The organism is Flavobacteriales bacterium (assembly GCA_013001705.1).
Lineage (GTDB): Bacteria > Bacteroidota > Bacteroidia > Flavobacteriales_D > JABDKJ01 > JABDLZ01.
The window spans coordinates 1-4306 of sequence record JABDLZ010000076.1; the positions used below are offsets into that span (position 1 = coordinate 1).

General features: G+C 51.6%; 4 protein-coding genes. 1 reads left to right on the forward strand and 3 read right to left on the reverse strand.

Annotated elements, in window-relative coordinates; translation table 11 throughout:
• The 3 genes from HKN79_03040 to HKN79_03050 all read right to left on the reverse strand — a co-directional run.
• Positions 1-384: cyclic nucleotide-binding domain-containing protein (locus tag HKN79_03040; protein ID NNC82527.1), on the reverse strand; the 384-nt coding region annotated here is incomplete at its 3' end.
• Positions 384-1037, reverse strand: a complete 654-nt coding sequence (locus HKN79_03045) for an META domain-containing protein (protein NNC82528.1) — start codon at positions 1035-1037, stop codon at positions 384-386. The genes HKN79_03045 and HKN79_03040, both read right to left, overlap by 1 nt.
• A 6-nt stretch (positions 1038-1043) precedes the next feature.
• Complete coding sequence (locus HKN79_03050; GenBank protein NNC82529.1) at positions 1044-1841, reverse strand: T9SS type A sorting domain-containing protein; 798 nt, start codon at positions 1839-1841, stop codon at positions 1044-1046.
• Positions 1842-2025: 184 nt separating this feature from the next.
• Between HKN79_03050 and HKN79_03055 the strand changes: the two genes are divergently transcribed.
• Positions 2026-4306, forward strand: a 2281-nt coding sequence (locus HKN79_03055) for a PIG-L family deacetylase (GenBank protein ID NNC82530.1), incomplete at its 3' end; no start/stop codon positions are given.

Below are 4306 nucleotides of genomic sequence, written 5' to 3' on the forward strand. Positions count from 1 at the left end.
ATCCAGCTCCCGCTCCATCTGCTGACAGATGAGCTGCTGCAGGAGTTCCATGTAGGAGTGGATATGCGCTTCGTCCAGCGCTATGGATATGAATGCCTCCCGGTCGATTGAGCTGCACACAGAGTCCCGTATGGCCCGTATCTCCAATTGGGAGGGCGTGCGCTCGTAGAAGGAGGGGAGGGCATTGATCACTGAGCCCTTGTATCCCAATCGTATCACCTGCTCCTGACCATCGTGCAGATAGAAGGCGCATACCGCCCCCTCATGGATATAGAAGATGCGGTCTTCTATGTCCCCGATCGATGTGAGGATCTGATTTCGGGACACTTCGAATCTCGGGCGGTCCGTCTCGAAGAGCTGGCGCAGAAAGGACTCGATATGCATCAGTCTATCTTCTTGAACTCGAGTAGGACATTATCAGACTCGTCCAGGAATTTCAATGCCAGTCCTTCTCGGATGTACTTACGGGTGCGATTGAGTCGGTCCACCATAGCCGTCTCATCGGCCAGGGCCCGGCAAGCTCGTTTGGTCTGTACCATATAGCTGAACTCGATGTGTTCCTCATCCAAGCGATCGATGCTGGAGCTGATGCTATTGCAATGCGCCTGACCCATCAAACTCATCCGGGTGGTATTCAGTTCGATATATGCCCGCCCGGGTGTGGCAGAGGCGCTCTCATGTCCGGGCATGGATTTCAATGCCCAGATATCATGGATGCGGAGAATAGGGTCTACGCGTTGTTCCTTCATTAGCAGTAGCTTAAAGGAAGGATCGGACGATTCACTTTCCACTTCTTCGACTTCGAGATGATACAGCGAACCGGGTATATAGTCGAATCCCTGGATCTCTGTTCTCAAGGTGTCCCATACTGCAACCTTGTTCTCTGAGAACTGTACCAGGAAGTGCCCCTTATCCGTGCGGTGACTATGGACCCAGAGCGACTGGGAATCTTTAGGGTCAGCCTTGGACTCTATGCCCGTCCGAGCACAGGAGATCAATAATTGAAGGGCAAGAGTGAGATAGAGTGTGATGCGCATAGGGCTTCAAATATGCATCACTTTGAATGTCTTGGAAGTATTCCCCGCCTGCACATGGATGATGTACATACCAGGAAGGAGTCCTTGGCGAGGAATCGCACTTGCTCTCTGGTCGAGAATGATCTGCCCCTGTAAGTCGATGAGCCTCACACGGTCAATGGTCGTTGGGCTGGATCCATAGAGTTGCCATTGGTCTGGATAGGTGCCCAATCTCACGTTCTCCAGTGCATTCTCCCAGACATGGTCCGGCATCTGCGGACTGAGCGTTCGCTGGATGTTGGTGGCCTTATCCCCACTGGATTCGTTGTTGCCATTGGCTGTGACTCCTGAGGCATAGAAGGTCACATCGGATTCATCCATAGGAGCGGTCCATTGGACCTCGAAATTCCCCACAAAGCCTGGATTGCTGTGCTCCACCACATGTCGGTTCATGATGCTCGCATTGTTCACAATCTCGATCTGTACGCCTGTGCCCGGATCCGAGAAACTTCCCGCATTGCTCAAGTCATCGAAAAGGGCGGTGGCCTGAAATCCGAATACCGTAGGGAAGGGGATGCTGCTCAAGGTGACTGTCAGCGTGTAGTCAGCACCTGGAATAAAGGCATCCACTTCTGTGCCTGTCTCATCTTCTATGATGATCTCCATCTGCGGATTGAAGCCTCCACCGGTGTGACATTGCGTACAGGTGCTGGATCCATCAGGTGTTCCCGTGCGGTCCTTATTCTGCTCTTCGGCTACTCCATTAGCAGAAGCAAGACTGATGATAACTGCACATAGTATCGTTCCGATATTGAAAGATTTCATTGTTTAAAGGTCAGATAATTTGGATAATCGAATAACACACCCCTTCTGGCACACGTTCATGCACACTCCCCTTACTTCGACAAGCTTAGCACATCGCTCGAGAGGGGAAAGCGAGTCAGTGATGAGTAGGAGTGTGTTTTTGAAACCATCACTTTTGTTCTACAATAGAGTATTTTCAACCCCCATGAGAAAGACGCTCTTCACTCTATTCGTGTTACACATCTTCACCTCTTCGACTTCCCTAGAGGCCCAAAGGTTCGATCAGCCGACTTCTTCAGAGATCTATCAGAAGATCGAGAAGCTGGGTGTATTAGGTAATGTGCTGTATCTCGCTGCGCATCCCGATGATGAGAATACGCGGTTCATCGCCTACTCGGCCAATCATAAACTCTTCAATACTTCCTATCTCTCACTCACCCGAGGAGACGGTGGGCAGAATCTCATCGGGCCTGAATTGCGTGAAGAACTGGGAATCATCCGAACGCAAGAACTACTGGCAGCCCGGAGACTCGATGGAGGAGACCAATACTTCACCCGGGCCAATGATTTCGGGTATTCCAAGACCCCGAAAGAGACCTTGGAGATATGGGATAAGGACAAGATCCTTTCTGATGTGGTCTGGGTCATTCGTCAGGTCAGACCCGATGTGATCGTATGTCGTTTCCCGACAAGTGGAGGAGGAGGACACGGGCACCATACCGCTTCAGCTATCCTGGCGCTCGAAGCATTCGAGGTAGCGGGAGACCCGGGTACCTACACGGAGCAACTGGACCATGTAGAGCCATGGCAACCTTTGCGGATCGTAGTGAATACCGGTAGATGGTGGAATCCCGATATCTCGGCCGATGATCCCAATGTGGTGGCCATGGATATCGGCACCTATGATGTGATGAAGGGCATCTCACATACCGAGCTGGCCTCACAGAGCCGCACCATGCACAAGAGCCAGGGATTCGGAAGTACAGGCACACGGGGAGAACGCATCGAATATTTCGAGCATTTGGCGGGAGAACCCGCGGAGAGTGGTCTCTTCGAAGGCTATCCCAAAGACTGGAGCCGGGTCAAGGGTTCAGAGCGTTGTAAGAGTCTGACGTCCCAACTCATCCGGGATTATGACCTCACCGATCCGGCCGCAAGTATTCCTCGACTTCTGGAATTACGCAGAGCCTTGCAGATGATCAAAGATGATTGGTGGCGTGAGAAAAAGACCCAAGAGATCGATGCTATTCTCCAAGATTGTAACGGCTTGTACATAGAAGCACGTACCGATCGCGCCTATGGATCAGCCGGGGATTCATTGAAGTTGGAAGTGGAGGTCATCGCCAGAGGAAGTTCTGATGTGAAACTCAAGTCCATTTCCAGTGAAGCGCTCCAGTGGAATGAGACGATTGACGAGGATCTAGAAGAGAATCGTGTCTGGACCCAAGAGCACGCGACCGTCATTCCAGATGGCTTGGATGTTTCTCAGCCCTATTGGTTGAGAGAAGAAGGGAGCCTCGGTACCTATACAGTAGAAGAGCCCTTGCTGCGGGGTACTCCTGAGAATGAACCGGCCATCGCGGTCACTGTCACATTGCTGATCGATGGGCAGGAAGTGGAATACGAGACAGCACTCTTCAAAAAATGGAACGACCCGGTATTGGGTGAACAGGGAAGGCCTTTTGCCATCACGCCTCCGGTCTTCATCAATATCGAAGGAGACAATCTCATCTTCCCAGATAAGAAGGCCAAAAAAGTACAGGTCACCGTAAAAGCGATCAAAGAAGGATTGAATGGTCAATTATTCCTCGAAGCTCCTGCCAATTGGACAGTAGAACCTGCCTTGCGGTCCATGAGTTTCGAGTCCTTCGGACAAGAGCAGAAGCTTACCGTCACCATCACACCAGGTGCCGGGGCAAAGAGCGGTGAGTTCAAGGCCTTCTTCCGAACTAAGGAAGACATGCATGACCGTTCTCTCAGCGATATCGCTTATGACCACATACCCGCACAGGTCTACATGCCAAATTCCGTTCTTCCGTTGATCACATTCGATATTCAGAAGAAAGGTGAACGCATCGCATATATACCAGGGGCGGGTGATGTGGTGGCAGATGGTCTCAGGAACCTGGGCTATCAGGTCGATGAGCTGAGCGAGGCGGATCTGAATGCCGAGAATCTGAAGGACTATGACGCTGTCATCACAGGTATCCGCCTGATGAATGTAGATGAGCGTATCGATTTCTATATGCCCGAACTTCTGGCCTATGCAGAAGCCGGAGGTACCCTGGTCATACAGTACAATACCCGTCATCGGATGAAGACGGAGCTATTCGCACCGTATCCCATCACCTTATCGAGGGACCGGGTCACAGAAGAAGACTCCGAGGTGACTTTTCTTGCTCCCGATCATCCGGTGTTGAACAGGCCTAACAAAATCTCCCAGGCCGATTTCGAAGGATGGGTGCAGGAGCGCGGACTGTATTTCC